Annotated in this window: 33 protein-coding genes; 5 read left to right on the forward strand and 28 right to left on the reverse strand. The window is 37.4% G+C overall.

The window, feature by feature from the left end:
* Nucleotides 1-57 precede the first annotated feature (57 nt).
* Nucleotides 58-948: a hypothetical protein gene (locus tag QUF49_RS14550; protein WP_289496363.1), complete on the reverse strand. Its 891-nt coding sequence runs from the start codon at nt 946-948 to the stop codon at nt 58-60.
* Nucleotides 949-1,104: 156 nt separating this feature from the next.
* On the opposite strand from QUF49_RS14550, the gene QUF49_RS14555 reads away from it, so the two are divergent.
* On the forward strand, nt 1,105-1,467 hold the full coding sequence (locus tag QUF49_RS14555) for a hypothetical protein (RefSeq protein WP_289496364.1): 363 nt from the start codon (nt 1,105-1,107) through the stop codon (nt 1,465-1,467).
* 106 nt (nt 1,468-1,573) lie between these two features.
* On the opposite strand, the gene QUF49_RS14560 is transcribed toward QUF49_RS14555, so the two are convergent.
* From QUF49_RS14560 to QUF49_RS14620, 13 genes are all read right to left on the reverse strand, one after another.
* Nucleotides 1,574-1,855, reverse strand: a complete 282-nt coding sequence (locus QUF49_RS14560) for a hypothetical protein (protein WP_289496365.1) — start codon at nt 1,853-1,855, stop codon at nt 1,574-1,576.
* 363 nt (nt 1,856-2,218) lie between these two features.
* Nucleotides 2,219-2,824 (reverse strand): YdcF family protein, encoded by a 606-nt coding sequence (locus QUF49_RS14565; protein WP_289496366.1) that lies wholly within the window; start codon nt 2,822-2,824, stop codon nt 2,219-2,221.
* 182 nt (nt 2,825-3,006) lie between these two features.
* Nucleotides 3,007-3,489 carry an NUDIX hydrolase gene (locus tag QUF49_RS14570; protein WP_289496367.1) on the reverse strand — a complete coding sequence of 161 codons (483 nt, stop codon included), beginning with the start codon at nt 3,487-3,489 and terminating at the stop codon, nt 3,007-3,009.
* Between the two features lie 132 nt (nt 3,490-3,621).
* Nucleotides 3,622-4,377 (reverse strand): hypothetical protein, encoded by a 756-nt coding sequence (locus QUF49_RS14575; protein WP_289496368.1) that lies wholly within the window; start codon nt 4,375-4,377, stop codon nt 3,622-3,624.
* A gap of 24 nt (nt 4,378-4,401) precedes the next feature.
* Nucleotides 4,402-4,974 (reverse strand): histidine phosphatase family protein, encoded by a 573-nt coding sequence (locus tag QUF49_RS14580; RefSeq protein ID WP_289496369.1) that lies wholly within the window; start codon nt 4,972-4,974, stop codon nt 4,402-4,404.
* 208 nt (nt 4,975-5,182) lie between these two features.
* Entirely contained in the window at nt 5,183-6,007 is an 825-nt protein-coding gene (gene pheA / locus QUF49_RS14585) for a prephenate dehydratase (protein WP_289496370.1), read from the reverse strand.
* Nucleotides 6,008-6,094: 87 nt separating this feature from the next.
* Entirely contained in the window at nt 6,095-7,177 is a 1,083-nt protein-coding gene (locus tag QUF49_RS14590) for a hypothetical protein (RefSeq protein ID WP_289496371.1), read from the reverse strand.
* Nucleotides 7,158-7,688, reverse strand: a complete 531-nt coding sequence (locus tag QUF49_RS14595; RefSeq protein WP_289496372.1) for an RNA polymerase sigma factor — start codon at nt 7,686-7,688, stop codon at nt 7,158-7,160. The genes QUF49_RS14590 and QUF49_RS14595 overlap by 20 nt, the downstream gene beginning before the upstream one ends.
* Nucleotides 7,689-7,901: 213 nt before the next feature.
* Complete coding sequence (locus QUF49_RS14600) at nt 7,902-9,251, reverse strand: S8 family serine peptidase (protein WP_289496373.1); 1,350 nt, start codon at nt 9,249-9,251, stop codon at nt 7,902-7,904.
* Between the two features lie 241 nt (nt 9,252-9,492).
* Entirely contained in the window at nt 9,493-9,738 is a 246-nt protein-coding gene (locus QUF49_RS14605; protein ID WP_289496374.1) for a hypothetical protein, read from the reverse strand.
* Nucleotides 9,739-9,776: 38 nt separating this feature from the next.
* Nucleotides 9,777-10,238: a GNAT family N-acetyltransferase gene (locus tag QUF49_RS14610; RefSeq protein WP_289496375.1), complete on the reverse strand. Its 462-nt coding sequence runs from the start codon at nt 10,236-10,238 to the stop codon at nt 9,777-9,779.
* Nucleotides 10,239-10,288: 50 nt separating this feature from the next.
* Nucleotides 10,289-10,756 carry a hypothetical protein gene (locus tag QUF49_RS14615; protein ID WP_289496376.1) on the reverse strand — a complete coding sequence of 156 codons (468 nt, stop codon included), beginning with the start codon at nt 10,754-10,756 and terminating at the stop codon, nt 10,289-10,291.
* Nucleotides 10,740-11,168, reverse strand: coding sequence for an Imm63 family immunity protein (locus tag QUF49_RS14620; protein ID WP_289496377.1), 429 nt, complete (start codon nt 11,166-11,168; stop codon nt 10,740-10,742). Before QUF49_RS14620 ends, QUF49_RS14615 begins: the two co-directional genes overlap by 17 nt.
* A gap of 120 nt (nt 11,169-11,288) precedes the next feature.
* On the opposite strand from QUF49_RS14620, the gene QUF49_RS14625 reads away from it, so the two are divergent.
* Nucleotides 11,289-11,435, forward strand: a complete 147-nt coding sequence (locus tag QUF49_RS14625; RefSeq protein WP_289496378.1) for a hypothetical protein — start codon at nt 11,289-11,291, stop codon at nt 11,433-11,435.
* A gap of 37 nt (nt 11,436-11,472) precedes the next feature.
* Here QUF49_RS14625 and QUF49_RS14630 read toward each other — a convergent pair whose 3' ends face one another.
* Complete coding sequence (locus QUF49_RS14630; protein WP_289496379.1) at nt 11,473-12,342, reverse strand: LysR family transcriptional regulator; 870 nt, start codon at nt 12,340-12,342, stop codon at nt 11,473-11,475.
* 126 nt (nt 12,343-12,468) lie between these two features.
* Here QUF49_RS14630 and QUF49_RS14635 point away from each other — a divergent pair, with 126 nt between their 5' ends.
* Nucleotides 12,469-13,371: a DMT family transporter gene (locus QUF49_RS14635; RefSeq protein WP_289496380.1), complete on the forward strand. Its 903-nt coding sequence runs from the start codon at nt 12,469-12,471 to the stop codon at nt 13,369-13,371.
* A 62-nt stretch (nt 13,372-13,433) separates the two neighbouring features.
* Here the strand turns inward: QUF49_RS14635 and QUF49_RS14640 are convergent, their stop codons facing one another.
* The 4 genes from QUF49_RS14640 to QUF49_RS14655 form a co-directional block, all read right to left on the reverse strand.
* On the reverse strand, nt 13,434-13,724 hold the full coding sequence (locus QUF49_RS14640; protein WP_289496382.1) for a hypothetical protein: 291 nt from the start codon (nt 13,722-13,724) through the stop codon (nt 13,434-13,436).
* Between the two features lie 28 nt (nt 13,725-13,752).
* Complete coding sequence (locus QUF49_RS14645; RefSeq protein ID WP_289496383.1) at nt 13,753-13,965, reverse strand: hypothetical protein; 213 nt, start codon at nt 13,963-13,965, stop codon at nt 13,753-13,755.
* Nucleotides 13,966-14,503: 538 nt separating this feature from the next.
* Nucleotides 14,504-16,414: an LTA synthase family protein gene (locus QUF49_RS14650; protein ID WP_289497669.1), complete on the reverse strand. Its 1,911-nt coding sequence runs from the start codon at nt 16,412-16,414 to the stop codon at nt 14,504-14,506.
* Between the two features lie 297 nt (nt 16,415-16,711).
* Complete coding sequence (locus QUF49_RS14655; protein WP_289496384.1) at nt 16,712-18,169, reverse strand: protein adenylyltransferase SelO; 1,458 nt, start codon at nt 18,167-18,169, stop codon at nt 16,712-16,714.
* Nucleotides 18,170-18,455: 286 nt separating this feature from the next.
* On the opposite strand from QUF49_RS14655, the gene QUF49_RS14660 reads away from it, so the two are divergent.
* Both QUF49_RS14660 and QUF49_RS14665 read left to right on the forward strand, forming a co-directional pair.
* Nucleotides 18,456-19,211, forward strand: a complete 756-nt coding sequence (locus tag QUF49_RS14660) for a CPBP family intramembrane glutamic endopeptidase (protein WP_289496385.1) — start codon at nt 18,456-18,458, stop codon at nt 19,209-19,211.
* Nucleotides 19,204-19,551, forward strand: coding sequence for a DUF4260 domain-containing protein (locus tag QUF49_RS14665; RefSeq protein WP_289496386.1), 348 nt, complete (start codon nt 19,204-19,206; stop codon nt 19,549-19,551). The genes QUF49_RS14660 and QUF49_RS14665 overlap by 8 nt, the downstream gene beginning before the upstream one ends.
* A gap of 108 nt (nt 19,552-19,659) precedes the next feature.
* Here QUF49_RS14665 and QUF49_RS14670 read toward each other — a convergent pair whose 3' ends face one another.
* The 9 genes from QUF49_RS14670 to QUF49_RS14710 form a co-directional block, all read right to left on the reverse strand.
* Nucleotides 19,660-20,109, reverse strand: a complete 450-nt coding sequence (locus QUF49_RS14670; protein WP_289496387.1) for a GNAT family N-acetyltransferase — start codon at nt 20,107-20,109, stop codon at nt 19,660-19,662.
* A gap of 329 nt (nt 20,110-20,438) precedes the next feature.
* Nucleotides 20,439-20,690, reverse strand: a complete 252-nt coding sequence (locus QUF49_RS14675; RefSeq protein ID WP_289496388.1) for a hypothetical protein — start codon at nt 20,688-20,690, stop codon at nt 20,439-20,441.
* Nucleotides 20,691-20,725: 35 nt separating this feature from the next.
* Nucleotides 20,726-21,259 (reverse strand): peptide ABC transporter substrate-binding protein, encoded by a 534-nt coding sequence (locus QUF49_RS14680; RefSeq protein ID WP_289496390.1) that lies wholly within the window; start codon nt 21,257-21,259, stop codon nt 20,726-20,728.
* A gap of 373 nt (nt 21,260-21,632) precedes the next feature.
* Entirely contained in the window at nt 21,633-21,848 is a 216-nt protein-coding gene (locus tag QUF49_RS14685; RefSeq protein ID WP_289496391.1) for a cyclase, read from the reverse strand.
* Nucleotides 21,849-21,986: 138 nt separating this feature from the next.
* A complete protein-coding gene (locus tag QUF49_RS14690; protein WP_289496392.1) occupies nt 21,987-22,505 on the reverse strand; it encodes a hypothetical protein in 519 nt (172 codons plus the stop codon).
* Entirely contained in the window at nt 22,502-22,669 is a 168-nt protein-coding gene (locus QUF49_RS14695) for a hypothetical protein (RefSeq protein ID WP_289496393.1), read from the reverse strand. Before QUF49_RS14695 ends, QUF49_RS14690 begins: the two co-directional genes overlap by 4 nt.
* Before the next feature lie 33 nt (nt 22,670-22,702).
* A complete protein-coding gene (locus QUF49_RS14700) occupies nt 22,703-23,197 on the reverse strand; it encodes a hypothetical protein (RefSeq protein ID WP_289496394.1) in 495 nt (164 codons plus the stop codon).
* A 123-nt stretch (nt 23,198-23,320) separates the two neighbouring features.
* Complete coding sequence (locus tag QUF49_RS14705; protein WP_289496395.1) at nt 23,321-23,785, reverse strand: GNAT family N-acetyltransferase; 465 nt, start codon at nt 23,783-23,785, stop codon at nt 23,321-23,323.
* A 198-nt stretch (nt 23,786-23,983) separates the two neighbouring features.
* Nucleotides 23,984-24,376, reverse strand: a complete 393-nt coding sequence (locus QUF49_RS14710) for a hypothetical protein (RefSeq protein ID WP_289496396.1) — start codon at nt 24,374-24,376, stop codon at nt 23,984-23,986.
* Between the last annotated feature and the right edge of the window lie 60 nt (nt 24,377-24,436).

Genomic DNA, 24,436 nt, shown 5'->3' on the forward strand with positions numbered 1-24,436 from the left:
ACTCCTTTGTATACATTTTATACCCATTTTCAAGCAGGTGCAAACGGTTAGACATGTCTAGTACTTATCATCCTCTGGTGCGTTTATAGTCTCTTTTAATAGATTAAGCTCATCTGAATCAAGTTCGTTTACAGACAATAGCATAATGCTATCTGTAATAATTTTGCTATATTCGAAAATACCATTCAGCACTTCTTTATCGTAATCCGTAAAAATGTGATCTTTACTTTCTATTAACACTATGTAATCGCCAACTAATTCTCTTCTAGCAGCAAGCATAAAGTGAGTTTCACCGAACATTTTCTTTCTTGTGTGAATTTTTGTGAGGGCTCCTGAATCCAGTTCATCCATAAGTAAGGTGGTCAATCGATTATACTCTGGAGACAAGAAAGAATCTTTTTGTTCCTGGTATTCTAAGACTTGAGTTGAGAGGCTTATTTGGAGTTCAGTGTCAAAGAACTCTTCATATTTCATAAGCAACTCCCTTAAAACGGGTTCATAGGGAATATCATCAGAGTTCTTAAATTTCTTTATAAAGTAATCGTTTTGTCTTAATACACTCGAGATAAAATGGAATTGGTTTAGCTGTTTTTCTTGAACCTTTGCTAGTTCTGCAAATTCCACTTCAAACTGCATGACTTTTATACGCTTGAGCGGATTTGCTATTAAGTTCATAGCTACAAAAATGCCTAATAACATGACTAGGACAAATCTTAAGACAGCAAGTATAAAAGGGCTGAAAATTCTCCCCATAAGATCATGACCATCTTTAACAGCTGCTAATGATTGATGATAGTAATATCCTTTTACAGCATAAATAACTCCAACAATAAAAAATAGCATAATAACGACATAATAGATCTTATCTTTGTTGTGTTGCATCCTTTCCCAAACGGGATTCACGTAACTAAGCAGTCTATCCCAAAACATTGTAAATGTTTCTTTCATTCAACTGTCTCCCTCGCAACAACTTATGTCTCCATCTTCTATATAGAGATGCTTAATCCCTGCAAAATAACGATACCTATTGCATTCTAACTTTTCTGATGTATTTCAACTTGGTTTATAATAAAGTAAATATATTCTGGCATTGGAGATGAAATGATGTTCTTTGGAATAGATGATTTCTTTCATTTTGCATACGATAAAGATTCGCAAACCGTGAAAAGTAACATAGAAGAATTGTTGGGAAAAGTAGAAACCGTTCATGTTTTTTCAAAAGAAAATAGAGTATTAGTTTTAACGAGAGATTCACTAAAAACTGACTATTTGTATGGATTTGATTTGGAAGGATGTCTCAAATTTAAGACACCACCTCCAGAGCATTATCAGTTTTGGTATTTAAACGGCAAGCAGATCGCTTGTATTGAAGCGGATGACTCTGCCAAAAAATCACCTCGTTCAGGATGGTGGTTTTCAATCGATTTAGAAAACGGAAAGTTGACGATGGGATCGCCCGCTTACTAATTTTATTTTTTCATGGTAAAGCAAAAAATGCTCAAGGATCACTGATTAAGTGTCCCTGAGCATTATTTTAATTAACGTTCACAAGCAAAGTTATCTTTGTCTGTCATTATTTCTTATTTCGTTCTAAAAATATAGGTGCTATATTTAGTAAGATAGAAACAATTGTCAAAAACCATAATGCCCTTGCCATACCAGGTACTACATCCGATAAAGCTGCCCAATCTTCCACTTTTACCCACCGAGATACATAACTGTAATCTGCACAAAGTGTTAATGCTGTAAATGATAATCCCATCGCCATAGCAAGCTTATAATCCTTTCCTGCTGTATACATATAAAGATTTATAAACGTTACTACTATTGCAATAACCCCTAATATTACCCACATAACTATTCCTCCATGTTCGGTTTAAGCAAATATTAACAACGAACTTTACCAGAGTCTTTATTAAAAAAATAGAGAAGTTCGCTACTTCTTTCCAGGGATCATACTTCCTTGTTAAAGATATACAAATTTCGGGTAAAAGACTATACCCTTGAAAGGTGATGATAATAATGGAGTTTTTGGATAGACCGTTAAGCATGTGGTTTGTAGCGATTGCGTTCGTATTGATCATCGTAGGTTGTATATGGGCTATGGTAAGAAGAACCAAAACATTACGCCCACTATACTTTATTCTTCTGGTGACCATGATTATCGTAAGTTATCAATTCTTTAGATTAATATTCTTTAATCCGGATTTATAATCTATTAAATTTCGAATGAGAAACCCACATCTTCAAGGATCCCCGCTCGGACATATTTGATAAGAGAAGATACTTCATTCAACACTCTACTCTCTTCAGTAGACTCTTTCCACCAATTATCCCTTTGTCCATACGGTCTGTCATCTGAACAGTATGTGTACTGAATCCAGTTGGGCATATACGTTTTGAGCGTTAGTGAACATCGTTTCATGTGATAGGGTGAACTCACGACCAGCATTCTGTTTATGTTCTGCAGACCAAACTTTCTTTGTAAAACATAGGCTGAGCCAATCACGTTTTCCGTGGTGTTAGTCGCTTCTTGTTCTAAGATAATCTTATCCTCTGGCACTCCCATCCTAACGAGATGCTCTTTCATCCATTCGGCCTCAGTAATTTCTTTATCCCACCTGGCTGATGAGCCGGATACCAAGATAAAAGGTGCTCGATTTGCTAAAAATAAGTCCGCAGCCTTTTTTATTCGGTACATACTCTTACCTCCGAACACGAGTATGCAGTCGCCACACTCTCCATCATCAGATAAGTTGGTAAATAACAAGTTTGTTATCTGTTCTCGTGTCAGATTTGTTGAATCAAGAGATGAAATGAGCATGTAGCCCTCCTTTAGTCGTTACTGCGTTGTTTTTACTTATCACTCATAGGTTTGTCGTTAATCCATTAAGTCTAAATCGTCAACAATTAAGCCTAAATCTGCCTTAATTAAGTCTAAACGAGAGCCGATTAAGTCTAACACCAAATAATTAGATGATTCAGCTCGTTGCTACCCTTGTCCTTCTATACCCTTCTTTCCAGCTTTATCTCAAAATCCGGCTTCGTAACATATTCCTTATAGTGAACTTGTCCATCTTTGTTCAAGTAATCCAGATAACGTGTGTGGTACGCTTCACCTGTAAGCATGTCGAGCACTTCATCTTTTGCCACCCAGCGGCTGTCCGTTGTTTCGTCTGACTTGCTAAGTTCTCCTCCCACTGGCTTACAAACAAAGTCGAACATCACTTTCGTCGGAATGTCTGTTACGCCATCGTGCCATTTGTATTGCGCTGTGTTTGAATATACGCCAGTTAAATGTGAAACGGTGACGTCGATTCCGCTCTCTTCTTTCACTTCTCGAACGAGAGCATCCATTAAGTTTTCTCCCGCTTCAACCTGCCCGCCTGGAAACACCCAGCCGTTATGATGTGTTTTTACCAATAAAATGTTTCCGTTATTATCCTCAACAAGTCCGCCTACTGCTACAATATGTGTTGGCATCGCCATAATCATGACCTCCGATAAATTGTATTTCTATCATCCTATTTCATCATACCTACAATTAGTATATTTTCCCATAACAACCAAATGATAGTTTCATGATAAGAAAAACAGCTATCCTAGATAAGATAGCTGCTCCTATTTCTTATATTTACTTAAAGCATCAAACAAAAATCCCTTGTTATAGTTCGCCTTTTGATGGATTACATCCACCCAATGACTGATCGCCTCTGTTTGATCCTCTTTATGTAACCCGTCGTTGGTGCTTAAGAAACTCTCCCAATTGTAAAATTCCCAGTGAGCGGTCTCCCCGTTATGAGGAACCCTGCATTCAAATAGAGGTTTTGAGCCAATAAGATTCTGTGAATACTCTGCTCCGCGCAAAAAATCATTCATTTCAATTGGATTAAGATCAAATACTTGTTTAGAAGTTTTACCATTTGGCCGATGATAGAGTATTTCCACCGTATCGTTATTTTCAGGTTGGACTTGAATCTCAGCTCCTGGAAAAAAACCTCTCAATCTATCTTTTGTGTAATCTTCCCTTTGGGTTTCAACCAATAAAGGTCTCAGCCATTGGTCACCTAAATCGCATAAAAAACGATTGCCTTGATCGTCCAGCGCAACAACGGCCACATGTGCGTGTTCTGTGTGAAATTGAGAACCGATCGGAAAAGCTGTAATCCCGTCTTGCCTAAACTCATCCAGTAACCAGATGGCAAGATCAAAGCAATTCCCTGTAATCCCGTACTGGTTTCTGTGTTCTTTCATGAGAGATACTTCTCTTTGTTTGATGGATGCTCCTTTATGAAAATACCAAGCCTTCGTCAAGGTTTCCATCGGAAAATCATCAAATTTACGCCACGTTTTAAGAATTTCTTTTGATGGAATCACAACTCCTCACCTCCGTTCGTTCAATTAATCAACTTCCCATATCCTTCTAACATTTACTAAATCCATTCCTTTAAATTCCATTCTATAGATATCAGGTTTTGATGTACTATGTAAAAAATTCAAGTCATAAGTGCTGTCGAAATAACCCATCATCAAAGTCATTATAGCGCCATGAGAACCTATTACTATTTTCTTATTACGAAATTTTTCTAATAGCTCGTTAACAACTTTAATAGCCCTTTTTTGACAATCATCATTTGATTCTCCGCCATCTAAAGCGAAATTTGAATCCTCAAACGACTTCTCCAATAATGGAACTAGTTGCTTGTCAGATATCCGATTATCTTCAGAAGAAAATTTCCTTTCTTTTAAATCTTCGTATATTAATACTTCTTGCCCTATATGTTCAGCTAAATTTTTGACTGTTAAAACGGAACGTCTATAGGGGCTTGAAACAACTACATTAATGTTTTCACATTTCAATATGTCAGTTATTGTATTAGAATCTAAATAACCTTTTGGAGTTAACCCCCTTGTTCTATCATTTCCTTCTTTAGGCGACTCACCGTGTCTTACCATATAAACATACGTACTCATCATTTATTTCCTCCACTAGTTTATAAATTCCGGAAGAACAAGATTGTTTTTACCAACTAATTATACCTCTAATGGAAGATAGATACAGTACTGTGCTATCCACCCAGCCACTTCAAGTAATTATCTAAAAAGCAGTGCGAATTCATTTACGAATCGCACTGCTTTTATGAACATTTAGATCTTCTGTTAACTTAATAGATAGCTTCACTCACAGCTTTGTCGTATTATAGCTTCCTAACACTCGAACATCGTGACCGAAAGCCTGCAAAATCGTAATGGCTTTGTTCATCTTCTCTTCATGCAGACCATTTTGCGCTTCTACAAAAAAGTGATACGTTCCTAATTGTTTCTTCGTTGGGCGCGATTCAATCCACGTTAAGTTAATGGATAGAGCCGTAAAGACGTTCAGTATGGAAGACAATACACCTGAATAATCTTCAGTTGGAGAGATCAGCAGCATCGTTTTCGACTTAGCCTCAGTGACCTCTGTGTTATCTTTGCTGATCACCACAAAACGCGTGTGATTGTTGCAGTTATCTTGAATGCCGCTTTTTGTGATTTGCAAATCAAATACTTCTGCCGCGTATTTTGAGGCAATCGCCGCTACATCTTTTCGTTCTTGATTTTTCACAGCTTGTGCGGCGGCAGACGTACTGTCGAATTGTCTGCTCTTCACTTTGGATTCTCTGATAAAATCCCTGCACTGCGCGAGAGCTGGTACGATAGACCACACTTCACCGATCTCATCCAAGATAGCTCCTTTTAAGGTAAGAAGATGCAGAGACACAGGAAAAATAATTTCCGCTTCCACAAAAAGATCATGACGGAGCAGACCGTCTGCTGTGATGTTGATCGTACCTTCAATCGAGTTTTCAATGGGAACAATCCCTTTATCTGCCTTGCCTTCTTCAACCGCTTCAAGAACATCTACAATGGAATCACACTTGTACCAATCGTTTTGGTGATCAGCAAAATATCGAAAGGCAGCTTCTTCCGAGAAACTTCCTTGTGGGCCTAAATATGCTACTTTCATTACGTGAGAACGCCTGCCTTTTGTTTTTCATATCAGTATACAACGATTGCTGCGATACACCAACAGTTATTAACAAAAAGGACCCTATTATTTCACTTCAACAACAAGGTAACCAAATCTTTTTACACCAAAATAAACATCAAGCCGCCAGATCCCTGGTTTACTGAACTTCAAATTACTTGGTATAGAATGGATAGATCCGACATCTGCGTCCCCAGTCAACGGACTACCTTTTGTCATTTCATACGACCAAACCATCTTCTCATTGTCGGATCCAGCACTTTGGACGAGCACCTTTTCTTTTTCTCCACTTTCCTTGTTTGTAGCCGTTACTTTAAAGTTGCCGCTCGATAAGGTTTCGACTTCATTAGAACTTCCAAAGAAATGCCATATATACTTATCGACCTTACCAGCTATAAAGTCAGGTCCGGAAATGCCCAGTTTGTCTTTTTCACCGATCAATACTTCAAATGTATTTGTTGCAAACTCAGTGGACAGTGACCAATGCTCTGTGCCTTCAATCAATTTTCCATCCTTATAAATTTCAAATGACCTCGCCAGATCATCTGCTTTTTCTTCAGTAAAGAAAGGCGTATAAAAGTACACGTGATAGTTTAATTGGCTGTTAGGCGAAGTGAAATAATAATGAAGGATTTGCGTCACTTCCATCGTTTTTTGGTGATCTAACGTAAATGTTGTTTGGTAGTTATAACTATCCAGCTTTTCACTCGTAAAAATATGCTGCTTGTTCATATTTTTATACATTTCATCGTCCGTTAGTGGCTCAATACCACCTACTATCTTTCCATCTGCCTTAAAGAGAACGGAGCCATCTCTATTCTTTTTTAACGAAAAATCTTTGTTATGCTGGATCCCGTATGTTTCATCTCCATGCAAAAACTGTTCAGCTCCAGTCTGATAACCGGTTTTAGTTGGTGTTGGAGCTTCAGATGTATCATTCAAAACAAATAAGCTTGCACTGACAAAAAAGAACAAAAGCACAAAAACACTTAATACGGGTTTGTAAAATCTTAAAAAATGGAACCTATTTCTTTTATGTTCAATTTGAGCAAGCTCTCTTGCTATCATGCTTTTTTTGTTAGGATCCATTTGATACGTTTTAAACTTTTTGAACTCGCTCATTACACTTTCATCCGTTAATCGTTTCAATGTAATCACTCCACTTCTCGAGCACCAGCTTTTTCTTAAGCGACTGAATGGCCCTGTGATAGGTAAGATTCACTTTGGCAGTTTTCCATTGCAAAATTTGAGAAGCTTCCTCTGGAGAATACTCCAAGATTCCTCGTAAAATTACGATGTCTCTATATGAGGACTTCAGTTCATTTATAGCTTTGTAGAGCTCCGTTTTCCGTTCATCTTCTAACACCCACTCTTGAGGTAGTTTGTCTTTTTCGGTAAAGAGACTCCATAGATGGGAAAGAAGCAGTTGCTGGCGCTTCTTTTTACGTATCTGATCAATCGCTATGTTTCTTGCAATTGAAATCAGCCACGTTTTAGGGTCAGAACGCCTTTCAAATTGTTCTATATGATTAAACCCCTTAATAAAAACTTCTTGGACGATGTCCTCAACGTCTTTTGTGCCAAGATAATAAATAAGAAAATTATAAATGTCATTGTGATAGTCATTAAACCACTTCTGAATCATTTCATGGTTTTTCATGGCTTCTCTCCCTCTTTACCAGACCCTTCAAACATTAGACGTCCGCAAGTTCAATTCATTTCACCTGTCTACAAATATTTTACATAAATTATCCAGTTCATATCTAAAAAAAAAAAAAGAACTAATCCGAAAAACGGTCAGTTCCATTAGTTTTAGAAAAAATAGAAAAAACGGAACTATCAAGATAGCTCCTTTTCCCCTACACCTATTGTTTTATTTTAACGCATTAACCGCATTAATTAAGCCGAATCCTGCTTCACCATCATACCCACGTTTGAACACATCTTCTGAAGAAGCTTGGACAATGTGTTTTACTTGTGCTGGCGAAAGCTTGTCTTTACCATGCTGCGCGATAATTACGCCTGCAAGTGCAGCTGTTTTTGGAGCTGCCATGGAAGTTCCACCTTTATAACCATATCCACCGCCAGGAATTGTAGCTAAGCATAGATATGTGCCATCTCTGCCTGCCCCAGTTGCAGGGTCATAGTTAGGACCAAGGTCTCCACCTGGTGCCATTACATCGATTTTGCCAACACCATAGTTGGAGTAGAATGCTAGATTCTTAAGTTGTCCACCTGCAGACACTCGAATCATCTGTTGGCTGCTCGGACTGCGGTGAGTTGCACCATTGTCATCTCCGGATAGTTTTCCTGGAGAGCTGATATCTACTGCATTGTTTCCAGCAGATCCGACAACTGTGACACCTTTTTGAATTGCGTATTGAATAGCACGGTTGAACAAACGAACATCTGCAACTGTATCTTTTGTTGCATAATCAGGATTTTGGAACCAGTCATAGCCGCCAAGAGACATGTTTACAACATCCACATTGTCATCCGCTGCTGTCATTAATGCTTCAGCTATATCAGACGTTGCCGCTCCACCAGTAGGACCAAAAACGCGGTAAGCTGCTACTTTTAAATCAGGTCCTACACCCATCGTACGACCTTTAGCTGCAATCGATCCTGCAACGTGTGTACCGTGTGAGTTCTGGTCCATCGCGTCCGGATACCCTGGTACAAATGACTTTCCGTATGCATAATTGTCTTTCAAATCAGGATGGTTGTAATCAATTCCTGTATCAATAACACCTACAACGATGTCATTTCCATCTACTGATTTACCAGTGCCGCCAGGAAGTTTCCATGAAGCTCCGTCTCCTGTAACTTGCTTAATATCCCATTGTAATGTTTCGTACAAATCTGCACCTGTTGCAGCTTCAGTAACCATTGCCTCAGCTTCAATAGCTGCTGTTTCAGGGTAAACGATGTTTTGTACTCCTGCATCTAGTACTGTGCTCGATTTCTTAATTTGAGATAGGAAGTTTGGATTAGTAGAAACGACCTCTACCGCACCAAGCTTGTCCAGTTTCGCTTCAATCTGGCCTCCAGCTTTAGAAATGTCAGCTCCAAAATTTGTCGGCAACTTCGCTTGATCCTTAAAAATAACTATGTACTTCTTCTCTTGCCCTACTTCTGCCTTTGCTAAAAATGGGGAGCCACTTAATGCGACGGAAGCCCCAAGTGTTAGTGCAAGGGCACTAGCCATAAATTTACTTTTCATGAAGATCATTCCTCTCTTGTATTCTATATTTTATTATAATTATTTTTCATATATTTACAATTCATTTTCAGAACATTATTTATATTCTGTTAATAATAATTCATTATACCCACAACCAAAGTCTCGTTATTGTAAACATACTAAACTATTATTAGATATGAATAATTTTTCTAGAATTACTTTTCTGGCATAATAAAAACAACCTTCTCAACTGAGAAGGTTGCTTACTTTAGTAGGACTTTTAATTTTTAAGCTGCTTTTCAAGAAGGTTAATAAACTTCTGTTGAGCTTCTGGCTTTTGAATCATTTTATTAACCCGAGCCTTACTTTCTAAATAACCTCTAACGTGACGGTTTATAAAGAATAAACGGTGATACTTTTCTTGTTCATAAATACGCTTAAACCAATCGTACTCTTTTAAAATCTCTATATGACGATCGATCTTTTGCGTATCAAGTGTGTCCTTATATCCTGCATTAGTAAACAAATTGCTTATGAATTCTATTAGTGCGTTTAAAATGGTGGTCACTCCCTATTACTTGACTTCGTATAGATTTTTAACGACCCGCCATCAACTCCATATACTTCTCCATCATGCGTCCAGCCGTACTTTTCATAATACCCTTCCAGATCCGTACTAAGATAAAGATTTCCAAATCCTTTTCGGCCAGTTTCTTCAATAGCATGCTGAAGTAATTGTGAACCGATTTCTTTTCCTCTATATTCTGGATTCACATACAAACAGGCAAACCATGGGTATAGATCTTGGCGGCTGTTAAGATCATTCCTAAGCAATGCATAAGTTCCTACAATTTCTTCTTCAATAAATGCAATATAAAACCTCGGTAATTCATCCTTTGTTTGGCAAGAATGAAGCATGCAGTTTTCATAAAACTTGTAGTTTTGTTCGCTTCCCCACTGTTTCCAAAAAACATTTACTGCCTTATCAAATAAATCTTTACGTTGTTGTACTTCAATTATCTTCAACAGTATCTCTCCTATCATTCACATCTTTTACTCTTTGGAAAAATTTAAGTTCACTCGTTCAATTTCGTTTCTTTAAAGATTGAAAGAGCCGCATAGCATGACAAAATCAAGGAAACAAAAGCGATAAACGTATACATATTTACATACAGTGTGTTGGTTCCTTGATTGAGCCAGCCGAATCTATAAATTTGTGAATCCATGGTTGTTGGTGGTCCGCCTAGTTCATGGATCAAACGCTTAAAGAAGAAGATCTCCATTACAATAGAAACAATGAAGACAAGAAAAGAAGCTGCTAATATATTTGTCCATTTCTTTCTATTCAACTCCAGCTTTTTTAACAGTGTTAGAAGTACATATCCAGAGTAGGCTATGATCATGATTGCAAAGAATAGTGGAATTAATCCTAGGTTTCCATTTCCTCCAAGCCGGCCAGGCTTTTGTGTAAACAGGTCTACAAGGAAAATAAAGAATAAACTCGCTACTAAAGAAACGATACATCGATTAAGATAGACCCTCATTGCCTGTTCTCCTTTTATAAGGAGATCTTTTTAGGATCTCCCTATGGTAAAGTTCTTGTTTCATTTTCCACTTTTCATTAATCACACCAAGCAGTTCTTCTTGTTTCTTAAATGAAATAATCCTGGAGTCTTGATTTTTCACTCTATTTTCAACCTCATAATTTAATGCCACTTCATATGTAATTCCATTGAAAATAGCAAATAATAGTTCATCTATATCATTAGTCGTTAACCTTTTTAACTCAATCCCTCTTTCAATCACAACGTAGTGATAACCACTTTCGTTCACCTCAATATGAGGAATCGCAAAGTCTTTGGAGAATCCGTATGTTAAGTGATATGTATGTACATTAATTAATTCGGCATAGTGATCCACTACATTTTTTATTGATTCTAGACTTTCTTTATCCATGCATATTTCCGCCTCTCAGTATGAATTCACAAAAAATTTACCTTTACCTGTTTCCTACTTCATAATCATGTGCTAGTCTTCTTATATAGGATAATTTAACTAGATTAGGATGTTCGACAGATGTGTAATGATAATATCGCGATACAAATCATTAAGAAGCTAGGTACATTGTTCGAGGAGTATAGAATTAGTAATTGTGAAAAACAACGCAAAAAATTGGTTCATGATATTCAGATTCTTGGTGAAAAATTAGAGGAAATTCAATAATTAATTAAGCTTAGGGTTATTAAACTTTAAGCTTTTATTATTTCTCTAAGGTATATCTTCCTAAAATGAAGTCTATAAAGGACCGGCTTGCGATTGGCAGCACTCTTTTATCCTTATAAGCTAGACTGATCGTGCGTGCAAACGATGGTGAGATTGGTTTTGTTACAACCTGATAAGGACATCGGCTTAAAATTAATTTCGGTAAAATTGAAACACCCAGTCCTTGTTCAATCATCGACATAATTGCGTAATCATCGTGTACACGGTATTGGATATTAGGTTCAACACTGTTTTGTTTAAAGATTGTTAAGGGCTCACTGATTTCTCCCTCATCTAGAAGGATATAGTGTTCGTTCATCAACTCTTCTAAAGAGACCACGTCTTTTTCAGCTAAAGAATGATTTTCTGGAAGCACCGCAAACATTTCATCTTTTTGCAACGGAATCATCGTGAGATTCGAAACAGCATTCGGATTCACAAAACCAAAATCAACGCTTCCTTCTTTAATCCAATTCGCGATATCTGTATAATCCCCTTGATGAATTTCAAATTCAACCGCTGGATACTGCTTCTTAAACTCTTTTATCAGCCCCGGCAGCCAGTGACAGGAAACACTTGAAAAGGAACCGATTCGAATAAGCCCTGTCTCTAACCCTTCCATCTCTTTAATTTTTTCTTTTAATTCTCTATGTGAGTTGCAAATCTTTTTAATAAAAGGCAGAAACTCTTCTCCATCTGGCGTCAGCTTAACTCCCGTTCGAGACCGTAAAATGAGAATGGTTGAAAGTTCTTCCTCTAAGGAATGCACCATTTGGCTAATGGCGGATTGGGTATAACCGAGCTCTTCCGCCGCTTTCGTAAAACTGCCTGTTTCAACAGCTTTAATAAAAGCATAATAAGCATTCACTCATCTCATCCCCCTTATATTAGGAAATCTAATACTTCCATTATAAATATTCGTTTTATTAATGAAAAGCCAGGTGTTACGATATATCCACGCGAAAGATAATGAGGAGAGGTCAGGCGTTCGAATATGACACAAAAACAAGCAAACTGGATTTTAGCATCTGTTTCGATGGGTTGGGGATTGTCGTATGTGTTTATGAAACTCACGGTTGGCAGCATTCCTTCATTAACGATAGTGGCCCTGCGGTTTGGCATTGCTTTTATTGTGATGATGTTGATCTTTCGCAAAAAAGTATTTTCGGTAGATGTTCAAACGTTGAAATACAGTGCCATTGTTGGCGCCTTGTTATGGGGAGTATTTATCACGCTTATGTATGGGATTCAGCATACGTCGGCTTCATCTGCCGGATTTCTAGTGAGCACAACCGTTATCATCGTACCGATTCTACAGACATTCATCACAAAAAAATGGCCGACGAAAGAAGTGACAGCAGGTGTGATCCTCGTTTCTTTTGGCTTAGCTCTTCTTACGATTGGTAAGGATTTCAGTTTTGCGTTTGGCTCTTTTTATTGTTTAGCAGCTGCGTTTCTGTACGCTATACACATTATTGCAACGAATCATTTTGCGCGGAGAGTAGATGCCTTAATACTCGGAATCTATCAACTGGGATTCGCGAGCGTTTTTGCAGCCGTTGGATCGTTTATTCTTGAAACTCCCGTTTGGCCGCAGACTCTAATTCATTGGGTAGCCATACTCGGATTGGCACTCATCTGTTCTGCTTATGGCTTTGTGATGCAGCCTATCGTACAAAAGTACACGACGCCTGAGAGTACCGGTTTTCTGTTTTCACTCGAGCCCATTTTCGCAGCGTTGTTTGCATTCATCTTCCTGAATGAAAATATGGGGCTTCAAGGGTATATCGGTGCGGTCATTATTTTGTGTGGTGTGTTTATCGCCAACTCTACTTTTACAAAACATAAGGAAATAAGGCTAGTGGCAGAGAATAACGGAATTGTGGAAAAGGCATAGAGGGAGTTAGAGTTAGCCGCTTTAACTGGCAGCTAACTCTAGGGTTAGGTAGAGAATAGATTTTACATAAACAATGACGCAAGCCAAAACCCTGCTGGAATGGAAGCCCAGAGTGTTCCATTTATGAAGATCAGCTTGGGATAACTGGTTTTGTTGATCCCATTTTTATAATAAAACCACCATACGTTGACAGCTCCGATTACCCAGACAGGAAGAATTAAAAAGAACTCTGGCGCGACATAAGTTTCGTCCGTATAGTTCTCTCCGATTGTTCCCGCAGCAAAGAAAATAGCGATAAAAACCGTAAGAAAGCCGCAAATGATGACATTGCTCCAAACAAGAAAAGTCTTCACTTTATCTAACTCCTTTTTGAGCATAATGTTAGATCGGCCCGCCGCCTCCACCATGGTGGTTGTTTCTTCCTGCTGCCCTCGTTCTTTCAGCAGCATTATTGATCTGCGTTCCTTGACTCAAATGCTGATCATCATGGTAGATGTTGACACCGCCCGTACCCCTCTTCTTCCCGCGATTATCAAAATAAATGGCTAGTGCGCACACAATGACAAGTGGTGTTAGAACAATTATCCATAACATATTGATCACTCCTCACTTAATTTTTATATAACCGACCTAAAGAAACTTTTACCTTATTATTCCATTATACAGTATGGAGTCTTGAAATAGGTGTCGTTTTAAACAATAGACAATCCCACGTCTCTTACTATTACCGTATGTCCTTCTCAAGCGGACAACTTCTTCCATGTGAAAAAACTTGTGGAATGAACACCGATTTTTGTGGATTGAACCCAAAATCTCGTGGATTAAATGTGAAATTTCGTTGATTGAATATCTATTCTTGTTGATTCAAAGCCTAAATTTAATGGATCATCAAAAAGATGTACTTCTCAGCTGGAATGGGCATTATAGATTCACTTTACGATACTCTTTTATCCGCTAAAACCGACCCTGCCGACTGCCACACACTTTAAGGAACAGAATCAGACAATTTTTATTGTCCATTGGATAAAAACTGTGCAGAAGACCATCCTTTTTCACACTTAACGAAAATCCTTTCTTTACCTCAACAAAAAAACCGACCCAATTCTCTATCTAGGGTCGGCTGCTTACTTAATTATTCTGTTTTGCTGCTATCTGGCTCATCTTCCCGCTTATTGTAGTCGTATTTCGAGGGATCAACTTTCTTGAATCCATTAATTTTGTGAAATCGCAGTAAGTCACCGTAAACGGTTTTATCAGATAGATCGAGTTTCGTTTGTACGTCTTTTTCTAACGCTTTGATCTCTTCCGTCTCTTCAATCAGTTCACCAGTTTTTGAATCATAATATTTACCATCGATTCCGGTTACCTTAGGAGAAACAAAGTCTCCGTTACGTAACGGTGTCACTTCATCATGGTCCTTAGACATTAAGTCCGTTCCGAACTGAATGTATTCTTTTGTGTCCATGCCCAATAAGTGCATTAGTGTTGGACGAAGGTCGACTTGTCCTCCGACTTTATCGATGGTGCCGCCTTTTAGTCCAGGTGCATGGATAAACAATGGTACCTTTTGTAGCTGTGTGTTCTCAAACGGTGTTATCTCTTTGCCGATTACTTTTGCCATCGATTTATTACGCGTTTCGGCAATACCGTAGTGGTCACCATACATGACAACCATTGTATTGTCGTATAGACCAGCTGCTTTTAAGTCCGAGAAGAACTGCTGAATTGCTTCATCCATGTATCGTGCCGTTTGGAAGTAGCGGTCCACTGTTGCATCCCCTGTTGTGTGAGGTGCGATCGTCGCTTCCTCTTCAGAGATTGGGTATGGGAAGTGGTTCGATAATGTGATGAATTTTGTATAGAACGGTTGCTTTAATGACTTCAGCATCGGCATCGATTCTTTAAAGAACGGCTTATCCTTCAGTCCATAGTTCGCAACGTCTTGCTCGTTCATGTCGTAATATTCTGCGTCAAAAAACTTTTGAAAACCAAATCGTTTGTAGATCACATCTCGGTTCCAGAACGATTTGTAGTTACCATGAAAAACGGCTGTTGAATATCCTTGTTGTTCCATGATCGCTGGAGCCGCTTGGTACGTGTTTTCACCTTTTGTCGTAAACGCTGTTCCTTGCGGTAATCCGTATAGGGAATTCTCGAGCAAGAACTCAGCATCAGCTGTTTTCCCTTGAGACGTTTGATGATAAAAGTTATTGAAATACAATGTGTTCTGATCTCGCGTTAACGAGTTCAGAAACGGCGTTACTTCTTGTCCGTGCAATTTATAGTTGATCGCGAAGTTCTGCAGAGATTCCAAGTGAAGGTAGATTACGTTCATCCCTTTTGCTTTTCCAAAGTATTCCGGATTCGGTTCAGCATAGTTCGCTCTCACGTAGTTCTCTACTTCTGTTACGTCATCTGTATCCGCAAGTGCACGCTGAGCCGATGACTTAGAACTCACTATGGCATCATAGATGGTGTAGTTATACATCCCTAAATATTTCACGATGTAATTACGGTCGAATGTTCTTGTTAATAGCTCAGGACGATCAATTTCAGCTAATAGTAAATTCGCTGATAATGCAATTACCGCAGCAAATCCTACAGCCAATACGCTTTTACGCTTTACTTTAACGGGTTCTGGGTTAATCTTTTTCATTAAAACCAATACTAACAAAATGATGATGTCTAAAAAGAATAGAACATCGTAAGGGTTAAACAACGCACCAATACTATTGCCAATCGTACCGGCATTGTCCGTCTGCGTTAACGTTGGAAGCGTGATAAAGTCTGTGAAAAAGCGGTAGTACATCATATTGGCATACAACAGCATTGTCATAAGTCCATCAATGACAATCATCCAGATGAACGATTTTCTTCCTTTAGCAAACAGTGCAAACCCTAAGAAAAGAAGAGCAGAGCCTAGTGGATTGAAGAATAATAGAAATTCTTGAAAACCACCTTCTACTCCTAGGTTAAATTCAGTTTTATAAGCAACGTATGTTTTGATCCAAAGAACCAAAACCGTTAATGTGAAAAACCCCATATGTTTATTTACTATATTTTTTCGGTTTATCAATTTTCTCACCTCTACTATTTCCAGAACACAATCTAGCAATCTCTCTTACTTTTAAACCACATACAAATACGATATGAAAACAATAAAAAAATACTACATATTATTAACTAAAAAGTCAATTATACATACCTTTCAAAACACCTTAAAATAGTACTGACTAACTGAAAAAGCCGCCATGCAGGCGACTTTTGTGCAATTATGAACGTATTGTGACTAACTGAACTTCATTTTGTTTTTTTGCAAAAAAGTAAGTTTGCAGCGTAATCACGTTCCGCAAAACGTACGATAAGGTCCTTCTGTGTCAGGTGGAAGTTTCGTGTACTCTTCTTGATCTGGTGTGTGGGCATATGGATTTGTGAGTACGCCAACCAGTTTCTCCATCACGCTGTAGTCTCCAGTCTGGGCTGATTCGAGTGCCTCTTCCACTCGGTGATTTCGAGGAATGACACTTGGATTGCTGTTGCGCATCAACTCATCTGACTCTGATTTTGATTCAGGCTGTCGCGCTCTTCTGTCCTGCCACTTTTCTTGCCATGAAGCGAATTCTTCTGAGCCAAACAACTTTGTGCAATCTTTCGTACCAAACGTTAATTTACTGAAGGTGTTCGTAAAGTCCGCTTCATGTTTCTGCATCAAGTTAAGCAGTTCTTCAATCAGAGCTGTATCTTCTTTCTCTTCATTAAACAACCCGAGTTTCGATCTCATTCCTCTAAAATAGTTTGCGTGATACAATTCAGAAAACCCATAGAGAACCTCTTGAGCCATTCCAACGGCTTTTTCTTGATCTTCATGCAACAGCGGCAATAGAGTTTCTGCAAAACGCGCAAGGTTCCAACCGGCAATCCTCGGCTGATTGGCATAAGCATAGCGACCTTCTCGATCAATGGAACTGAAGACAGTCACTGGATTATAAATATCCATGAACGCACACGGTCCATAATCGATCGTTTCTCCGCTGATCGTCATGTTGTCTGTGTTCATGACACCATGAATAAAACCAGCCAGCTGCCACTTCGAGATGAGATAAGCTTGGCGCTCAATTACTTTTTTAAGGAGGTTCAAATAACGATTGTCACCATGATTGATTTCTGGGTAGTGACGTTCGATCGCATAATCAGCAAGCTCCTTCAGTTCCTCAGGTGTTCCCCATTTTGCTGCGAATTCAAATGTACCGACACGTAAATGACTGGATGCCACTCGGGTCATGATCGCACCAGGCAAGTTGGTTTCACGAATGATTGACTCTCCTGTTGTTACAACGGCAAGGCTGCGAGTGGTCGGGATCCCAAGAGCATGCATCGCTTCACTGATGATGTATTCACGCAGCATGGGTCCAAGAGCCGCTCGACCGTCTCCTCCACGTGAATAAGGAGTTCTCCCAGAACCTTTTAACTGGATATCAAAACGCTCACCTTTAGGCGTCATCTGCTCACCGATCATCAAGGCACGCCCATCCCCGAGCATGTTAAAATATCCGAACTGATGGCCAGCGTATGCTTGTGCAAGTGATGATGCTCCTTCAGGCAGCTTATTTCCGGCAAACACATCAACATTTTCTTCGTTTTGAAGTGCCACGGCGTTTAAGCCTAGCGATTTTGCTAAGGATTCGTTAAGCACAACCAACTTCGGTGAACGAACAGGATTCGTATTTATAGTAGAAAAGAATTTTTCCGGTAGACGAGCATAGCTATTGTCTAAGTTCCATCCCGTATCTTTTGTCATGTGATCTCCTTTAATGATTTTCTATTTGTTATCGTTTTTCTAATTCCACAGTAACACAATGCAAACTTCAATTGGTCTGGTTCTGCTCATTTATTATTCCCTAATGCATACAAAAAGAGCCTGTCGCAGATGGCCCATAAATGAATTAATAAGACATTAAGTAATCGAATTAAAAATAAAATCTAGATAAATAGAAATTTTTTATATTAAAGTAAAATTATAGAAATAAGCTTATGTAAATGGTAAGATATGTCTGGCAAAGTATCGAAAAATTAGGGGGATCATTTTGAAAAAATTCTTTAGAGAACATCCTATTTTATTTGCTGTTTTTATATTATTAGCATCACGTTTAGTAGGATTAGGTGTAGTAAATATTATTAAGATATTTCAACCAGACATTGACATAATAAAAGATTTAGGTTGGCTCATACAAATCCTTTTTGCATCAACTTCTGTTGCACTTGTGTATTGGTCAGGTGATGTAAGAGGAAACGGATTAGCAAAACCTGTATCGAAGAAAGAATGGTTACTGTGGATACCGCCCTTAATTCTTCCTATTTACATTTTCTTATCTCTCGGATTTCATGTAAGTGACCCTTCAAAAATGATAATTTTAATCGTTTCTGCTTTATGTGTAGCAGTCAATGAAGAAGTCATCTTTAGAGGGGCACTTGTGAAAGGATTTCTTCGTTTTGGCACGATGGTTACCCTTTTTGTTCCATCAATACTTTTCGGTCTTATTCATTTAGGAAATATCTTGGTAGGCGGAGATGTCAAATTCGGTGTATTCCAAGCTCTTTGGACAACCGCAGCAGGAATCGCATACACTGCTTTAGTCCTTCGTAATGGAAGTATCTTGCCTGCTATTGGCTTTCACTTTATTTTAGATCTTACAGAATATTTCGCAACAGGTGAAAACGGTGTACACGAATTAGGGTTTTCGACAGAAAAACTGTCCATATTTTTAGCACTAACAATTCTTTTTGCTATTTATGCTTTGTACATGTACTTCAAAAATACGAGGAGGCTCTTAAGTGAATAAAATATTCCTGCAATTAGAAGGATTCGCTGTTTTGATTTTAAGCCTTTATTTTTATCAATATTATCAATTTAGTTGGGTTTTATTTTTCATTTTAATATTTGCACCAGATATATCGATGATTGGATACTTTCTGAACAATAAAAGTGGTGCATTATTATATAATATATTTCACACCTATATAATAAGTATTTTGTTCATTTTTTCCGGACTATTATTAACTAACGATACACTCTTAGCAATCGGTATTATATGGTCCGCGCATATCGGAATGGATAGAATGATTGGGTATGGTTTAAAATATTCAACAGGTTTTAAAGACACTCATTTAAATCGCATTTGAATTCTCGCGTAAATAAAGTCAAGCTCATAGAAAAAGCAACTGATTTAGAATCAGTTGCTTTAGTTCTATTTTAATAACTATCTTCCATTTTTCATATGTAATGAATTGTTATTTGATTTTTAAGACATATAATTCTTCGTTATCAACGATTTTTCCAGTATTGATAAAACCTAAATTTTCGTATAAACGTTTCCCTAATTTATTTTTAGGATCTGTTGATAAATAGATTTCTTTGCAATCATCTATTTTTTTCATTTCTTCAATGACGAGTTGTACAGCTTCTTTTCCATACCCATTTCCTTGAAATTTTTTGTCAACCATGATTCGACACAATTCAAAATAATCCATCACTGGTGAGTATCCATACATGGTAAAGCCAATTAATTGACCATCTTTTTCAATTGCTTTTGTGGTCCACGTTTTTTCATACTGAGCTTGTACCATAGATAAGGCATTTGATGCTACAAATTCCTCACAAATAGTTGGCATATTCTCACTTGTTGACAAGAAAATTACATCTACCCAATTCTTTTCATTTATTTCTACTAGTTTAATCATTTTTACACCTTCCAAATTATTATCATTTATTTAAGATAGTAGCTATATCGCCATGAAATATCTTTTACGATTCAGAATATAAAAAAATCCCCCTATAAATATCTTCAACCAGACTTACGAAGAACATTAGTCCCTAGTTCGAAATGCAATAGCACCATACCTTACAAATCGTCTTAATGAAGCATTTTCTCTTGATACCTCTTTTTGATCCAAATAAAAGTCTTGTTGTCCCTTAAAGACAAATAGTAAACTTCTAATCATTAAACAAGCGATACTTGCGATGATAAGTTAAGAATACGGTGTGCGTAACCTATTTTTGCAGTAAGGAATTAAGCAGATAGCTTACTTATAATTGCAGAAGGATTAGACGTAAATACAAGATAGTTTTGTTTTGCTGTATTGATGAATACCCGATCTGTTGTTCCGTATGGTAGTCCTATTCGGATTGCATCCTGATCTTCCCCGCCATATGTATCGTCTAAACGAACGTCAAGAATATCTGACGAAGGAATCTCAATCCGCAGCAGCTGCCATCTAATTACAAAGTTGTTTTCTACTTTTTTTACACTCACTTCAATCATCTCGCTTCCACTCCCTCTTAGACTGTCTGTACATACTACGTTTTAAGAGGCTGGAAAGTTTCGGTAATTGATAATAAGTGACTAACTAACCCACATCTCTTGGACTTCAAAAGGCTGCCATCTTTGAATAGAAGCTTACCTTTTACACCAACTGCACCATTGCCCGCTCGATATTTAGAGCCTTCAAATTCAAAAGCTTTGTTATTCGATATAAATTCAGCTTTCTCTAGTTTAAGCAGAACTCCGTGTAACACCATCGTTTTTGGATTGTACAACCCTTTATCTTTCAATTCTTTAAAAGTAGCTTCGATCACATCTACTCCATATTTATCTTTTAAAAAACGTTTAATTTCCTTTTTATCGTTCTCACTTAACTTTTTGGCAATCGTTAGGTCTAGTGTTATGAATTGCATCTCACTGTTTAAAGCTTCGTCCTTTAACATAATGGAATCAAAAGCATTGCTGTAAATGGTACCTAATTCTCTTTTTATATTTTGTTCCTGATTACACGCGGTAAGTAGTAAAGCCAAAAGCAATGGTACAAAATAAGATTTTTTCGTAAACTCCATCCCACTCACCCCTAACAAAAAAATACAGAGGTGAAACACCACCTCAATTGTACGAATTTTATATTGAATGCCTTTTATTTTAAAAACTTCTCAATCCTTTGCCCGAAGTACAATACCACCATATCTTACAAATCTTTTTAATGAATCATTATCTCTTGATATCTCTTTTTGATCCAAATAAAAGTTTTGTTGTCCCTTAAAAATAAAAAATAAACTTATAATCATAAAACATGCCACACTTGCGATAATAAGCCATACCATTTCCATACACCCTTTCTTGTAGTTAAGAATGCAGTGATGTACGTCAAGTTGTCATTCCTTTATTATACATTTAATTACCTGTATTTTACATATAAACAGACGAAAAATGACGTTAGCTTTTTTTCCGTTTATGTTTTTCATGAATGATTTTCTTGTTAAGTATTCTAACTTCTCCAACCATTAACAACCTCATATCCTCTACTATATACTTAGCTAACTCTTCATCAGAAATATCATCTCCATGAATATCAAGACGGAATTCTTGGCCTTGTAATCCCCCACCGTTCGTAAAATTTAATTCAAAGTCGAATTGAACTCTTTTATCCATTTCAGATTCACCTCTTATTTATCAGTTGTTATTTGATAGCTATTCTAGTTAGTTGAAACCAATACCTTCATTAATGGAACAGCGCTTAAATTCAATAAAAAAAGAGCTTCTTAGCTCTTTTTAACAAACACAATAAGATCATTCAACCGTAATAACTCCATCATCGAAATGAATGTTTTGAACTTGAGTTACTCCAAGTTTTTCATAGGTGATTCTTAACGTGTTTATATCATTAATGGGATTTGTAGCATGGAATTCAACTCGTAAAACTAAGTAAAATTCACCATTTACCTTGTAGTCTTTAACTGAAACGAAATCCTTATCTAATCCATCTTCTTTTACACTCTTTTCATCAAGTGCACCAATCCTTTCTGTACTCGCTATAAAGGGTTGAATCGTAAATTCTTTGTCGTCTTTTGCTACAATTATTCCATCTCTTTTTATAAATTCTATTTTTTTAAGTCTTGGTTTTCCCATCCCCTCCCATTTAACTGGGTATCCAATGTAAATGGGTTTTCTGTCTTTCCAATTTTCTATCCCTACTGTTGAATGACCCAATTTTGTAAATTCCCCGTCTTGACTTATAAAGTTAAATGTCCACCAAAGACCTAAAAGGAGCATTGCACAAAAGAACAACAAAGTAACCTTTTTCTTCATTTATCCACCTCTATTTTCTGCTCGCTAACCCAATCCAGACCTAATAGGTTCCACAATAAAAAACTCATCAATATGGCATAATGCTTCTGCCCTGAAGGAAGGTAAATAAGCAAGATCATTCCTATGATGATTAACGGGACTTGCAGCAAAAAATACTTTTTCAACTGTATATTCCTACACACTCTTTCTTTATTTTTCTAATACTCCATCGAATTTGCAGCTTTTAACAGGTCATCCATCTTAAACTCTGAACCCATTAGCATCATTCCATAGTAATCATCGTCTTTCTTCCAACGAATCGATTTTACATCTGATGTATCACTTTCAATGATAACTTCTGTTCCATCTTCCAGCTTTGTTGTCTTTACTTTTCCTTCATTATGAAAGTTCGTTTTTTTATTATGAAACGTTGTAACGTTTAGAACTGCTCCTTTTCCGTTTCCATACACAAACTCGGTGTGTGTGATAGCCCCTTTTGGATCTCCAGGTGGATCTCCAGCGTACCTAAGTTGGACGAGTTTTGGTTTAAATGGCAGTAATTCTGGTGCTGCCAATCTTTCCTGCACACTCTCTGGTAATTCTTCCACCATCACCTTTACATCTGGATAATCCTTCTTTAACTGTTCAACAGCTTCGTTCTCACTGCATGCCGTTAACATGACTAATAATAAAAGACCCATTAATTTTTTCATGTCATTCCCCCTGCTTCTCTATATTCGGTATTTTGGAATTTAATTCCTGTACCTTTTATTTTGATATCGCAGCAAAAAAAAGACGCATTCATATGAAGTACGTCTTTTTACTAAATGATAAACTTATAGAATTTTCTCCATGGATATTCTCGTATTTGAATATCCTAGTTTCTTATATAATCGATATGCGCCGTCATTCTTTCCGAACACACTTAATCCAATCGACTTTACACCAGAATTCTTGAGAATTTCTTGAAGCTTTTCTAACGTCTTACTTCCATACCCTAGGCCTCTTTTGGCCTCATCAATTAAGATGTGATATAAGTAAGCTTGGTTGATTTCAGAAATGATACTGTACCAAAGAAGTCCTACTTTTTCATTTGAATTGGCGTCTACTATATTGTACAAATATTGCCCTTCCGTAGCTAAACCATCCTTAAACATGTCATTCATCATCATTTCAGATTCTTCTAACGCTTGCTCCATTGGTAAATCAAAGTTCTTCGTAATGTCTTGAGCATAATCAGGAATCATAAAATCCATATATCTTTTAAACTCTGCTTCGTTAACTTTGCATAATTTTATCATTCTATCTCTCTCCATTCTTTTTTCCGAATCAATCAATAGAAAGGAGTAAACAGAGGTATTTTATTAAAATCTATTATCATGAATAAACACCTTCGTTTACTCATGGTCTCCATGGTACGCACATAAAGTTCTTCGACATCTTCAATCCTCCTTCAACACATGTAATTTTACCATAAAAATCCATGTGGTAGTATCCTATTAATCTTCAATAAGCTCCATTATAAATTCTCTCATTTCTTCTTTAATCTCTTCCCCCGATTCATCCAAAAGCTCACCCTTCACTTTGCTTCCTGGGATGTTTTTTGAAACAACAATTCCCAAAAGAGTACGTTCGCATTCCCAAATTTTTATGGTATATAAATCTATGAGTTCGTTTGTTTCATCACTCAGTCCTAATGAAATTGAACTGCAATAGTCTGGCTGAAAAGGATCTTCTCCATCTTGGTCATAACTTCCCTCTATTTTCATTCGAACATTTGTATGAAACTCACCTAGTACCGTTTCAAGTAGTTTCTTCAGTTCCTGTTCTCTTTCTCTGATTTCCATTTTTAGTTCAGGAGTAAAATCAACTTGATTGTATATCATGCGCATTCAGCTTCCTTTAGCTCTTAATTGTGCAATGGCACTCGGTGCACTTCACCTACTTAAAGA

This window comes from Fictibacillus sp. b24 (genome assembly GCF_030348825.1).
In the GTDB taxonomy this organism is placed as follows: domain Bacteria; phylum Bacillota; class Bacilli; order Bacillales; family Fictibacillaceae; genus Fictibacillus.

Bases quoted from the DNA above. Each gene is read 5' to 3' on its own strand.
- QUF49_RS14550 (WP_289496363.1), bottom strand. From the start codon at position 948: ATGAAAGAAACATTTACAATGTTTTGGGATAGACTGCTTAGTTACGTG.
- QUF49_RS14555 (WP_289496364.1), top strand. From the start codon at position 1,105: ATGTTCTTTGGAATAGATGATTTCTTTCATTTTGCATACGATAAAGAT.
- QUF49_RS14560 (WP_289496365.1), bottom strand. From the start codon at position 1,855: ATGTGGGTAATATTAGGGGTTATTGCAATAGTAGTAACGTTTATAAAT.
- QUF49_RS14565 (WP_289496366.1), bottom strand. From the start codon at position 2,824: ATGCTCATTTCATCTCTTGATTCAACAAATCTGACACGAGAACAGATA.
- QUF49_RS14570 (WP_289496367.1), bottom strand. From the start codon at position 3,489: ATGGCGATGCCAACACATATTGTAGCAGTAGGCGGACTTGTTGAGGAT.
- QUF49_RS14580 (WP_289496369.1), bottom strand. From the start codon at position 4,974: ATGAGTACGTATGTTTATATGGTAAGACACGGTGAGTCGCCTAAAGAA.
- pheA (WP_289496370.1), bottom strand. From the start codon at position 6,007: ATGAAAGTAGCATATTTAGGCCCACAAGGAAGTTTCTCGGAAGAAGCT.
- QUF49_RS14595 (WP_289496372.1), bottom strand. From the start codon at position 7,688: ATGAAAAACCATGAAATGATTCAGAAGTGGTTTAATGACTATCACAAT.
- QUF49_RS14600 (WP_289496373.1), bottom strand. From the start codon at position 9,251: ATGAAAAGTAAATTTATGGCTAGTGCCCTTGCACTAACACTTGGGGCT.
- QUF49_RS14615 (WP_289496376.1), bottom strand. From the start codon at position 10,756: ATGAGGGTCTATCTTAATCGATGTATCGTTTCTTTAGTAGCGAGTTTA.
- QUF49_RS14620 (WP_289496377.1), bottom strand. From the start codon at position 11,168: ATGGATAAAGAAAGTCTAGAATCAATAAAAAATGTAGTGGATCACTAT.
- QUF49_RS14625 (WP_289496378.1), top strand. From the start codon at position 11,289: ATGTGTAATGATAATATCGCGATACAAATCATTAAGAAGCTAGGTACA.
- QUF49_RS14635 (WP_289496380.1), top strand. From the start codon at position 12,469: ATGACACAAAAACAAGCAAACTGGATTTTAGCATCTGTTTCGATGGGT.
- QUF49_RS14645 (WP_289496383.1), bottom strand. From the start codon at position 13,965: ATGTTATGGATAATTGTTCTAACACCACTTGTCATTGTGTGCGCACTA.
- QUF49_RS14650 (WP_289497669.1), bottom strand. From the start codon at position 16,414: ATGGGGTTTTTCACATTAACGGTTTTGGTTCTTTGGATCAAAACATAC.
- QUF49_RS14655 (WP_289496384.1), bottom strand. From the start codon at position 18,169: ATGACAAAAGATACGGGATGGAACTTAGACAATAGCTATGCTCGTCTA.
- QUF49_RS14670 (WP_289496387.1), bottom strand. From the start codon at position 20,109: ATGATTAAACTAGTAGAAATAAATGAAAAGAATTGGGTAGATGTAATT.
- QUF49_RS14675 (WP_289496388.1), bottom strand. From the start codon at position 20,690: ATGATTGAAGTGAGTGTAAAAAAAGTAGAAAACAACTTTGTAATTAGA.
- QUF49_RS14680 (WP_289496390.1), bottom strand. From the start codon at position 21,259: ATGGAGTTTACGAAAAAATCTTATTTTGTACCATTGCTTTTGGCTTTA.
- QUF49_RS14685 (WP_289496391.1), bottom strand. From the start codon at position 21,848: ATGGATAAAAGAGTTCAATTCGACTTTGAATTAAATTTTACGAACGGT.
- QUF49_RS14690 (WP_289496392.1), bottom strand. From the start codon at position 22,505: ATGAAGAAAAAGGTTACTTTGTTGTTCTTTTGTGCAATGCTCCTTTTA.
- QUF49_RS14700 (WP_289496394.1), bottom strand. From the start codon at position 23,197: ATGAAAAAATTAATGGGTCTTTTATTATTAGTCATGTTAACGGCATGC.
- QUF49_RS14705 (WP_289496395.1), bottom strand. From the start codon at position 23,785: ATGATAAAATTATGCAAAGTTAACGAAGCAGAGTTTAAAAGATATATG.
- QUF49_RS14710 (WP_289496396.1), bottom strand. From the start codon at position 24,376: ATGCGCATGATATACAATCAAGTTGATTTTACTCCTGAACTAAAAATG.